2 protein-coding genes are annotated in these 1,700 nt (G+C 73.0%); both read left to right on the top strand.

The window, feature by feature from the left end:
* The coding region (locus AC1D01_RS33505; protein ID WP_477873786.1) for a sensor histidine kinase at nt 1-842 on the top strand (842 nt) is incomplete at its 5' end.
* Nucleotides 839-1,636, top strand: coding sequence for a helix-turn-helix domain-containing protein (locus AC1D01_RS33500; RefSeq protein ID WP_477873785.1), 798 nt, complete (start codon nt 839-841; stop codon nt 1,634-1,636). The genes AC1D01_RS33505 and AC1D01_RS33500, both read left to right, overlap by 4 nt.
* Nucleotides 1,637-1,700 lie beyond the last annotated feature (64 nt).

Raw genomic sequence — 1,700 nt, 5'->3', positions numbered from 1 at the left:
GCCTCGCGCCGCTGGCCCGGCTGCGCGCCGAGGTGGAAGACCGCGCGCCGAACGACCTGGCGCCGATCAAGCTGGAGGCCGCCCCCGAGGAGGTGCGCGCGCTGGTGAAGGCGCTGAACAGCCTGCTGGCGCAAGTGCACGAGAACGTGTCGGTGCAGAAGCGCTTCATCAGCGATGCAGCGCACCAGCTGCGCACGCCGCTGGCCGGGCTGAAGAGCCAGACCGAGCTCGCGCTGACCGAGACCGACAACCCGGCGCTGCAGGCCCGGCTGCGCCGCGTGCACGAGAGCGCGACACGCAGCGCGCACCTGGTCAACCAGCTGCTGACGCTGGCGCGCGCCGAGCCCGAATCGGTGGCGGCGCAGGGCCGCACGCGCGTCGACCTGCGGCGGCTCGCGAGCGAGGTGACGGCCGAGCTGGTGCCGCGCGCCCGGCATGCGGGCGTYGACCTCGGCCTCGACGAGGGCGACGAGAAGCCGATCGAGATCCACGGCAATGCGCTGCTGCTGCGCGAATCGCTGCTGAACCTGGTCGACAACGCGATCCGCTATGCCGGCGACGGCAGCGTCGTCACGGTGCGGCTGTCGGCCCAGGACAGCCAGGCGGTGCTGGAGGTCGAGGACAACGGCCCGGGCATCGCCGAGGCCGACCGCGAGCGGGTGTTCGACCGCTTCGCCCGCGCGACGCACGAGGGCAACGGCTGCGGGCTGGGCCTCGCGATCGTCAAGGAGATCGTCGAGCGCCACACCGGCACCGTCGAGCTGCAGCCGGTGCAGCCGCGCGGGCTGCGCGCGGTGGTGCGGCTGCCGCGCATCGTCGAGCGCAAGGCGGTTCCCGCATGACGCCGGTCGGCGCGCTGCTGCGCGAATGGCGGCAGCGGCGCCGCCTGAGCCAGCTCGACCTGGCCAGCGACGCCGACATCTCCACCCGCCACCTGAGCTACGTCGAGACCGGCCGTGCGGCGCCGAGCCGCGCGATGGTGCTGCACCTGGCCGAGGCACTGGAGGTGCCGCTGCGCGAGCGCAACACGCTGCTGACCGCCGCCGGCTTTGCGCCGCTGTACCGCGAGCGCCTGCTCGACGACCCGGCGCTGAAGGCGGCGCGCGATGCCGTCGAGCTGGTGCTGCGGGCCCACGAGCCGCATCCTGCCCTGGCCGTCGACCGGCACTGGAACCTGCTGGCGCACAACCGGCCGATGGCGTTGCTGCTCGATGGCGTCGCGCCGCACCTGCTCGTGCCGCCGGTCAACGTGCTGCGGCTGAGCCTGCATCCGGACGGCGTGGCGCCGAAGATCGTCAACCTGAACGCCTGGCGCACCCACCTGTTCGCGCGGCTGCGCACGCTGGTGCATGCGAGCGGCGATCCGGTGCTCGCGGCGCTGCTCGACGAGCTGCAGGCCTACCCCGGCGACGACAGCCCGCCCGGCGGCGACGACTGGAGCGCGGTCGCGGTGCCGCTGCAGATCCGCAGCTCGGTCGGCGTGCTGTCGTTCATCAGCACGACCACCGTGTTCGGCACGCCGCTGGACATCACGCTGTCGGAGCTGGCGCTGGAGACCTTCTTCCCGGCCGATGCCGAGACGGCGCAGTTGCTGCGTCGCCTCGGTGACGGACAGGCGGGCTCGAACGGCGCATAAAGGCGGGGCTGCGGCGACGATCCGCATCCAGGAGACGACGATGACATCACGCACTGCCCTGCGC

The organism is Rhizobacter sp. P3_B12, from assembly GCF_056402895.1.
Note: the sequence above shows the minus strand (reverse complement) of the source record. Positions and strands in the feature narration are given on the sequence as shown.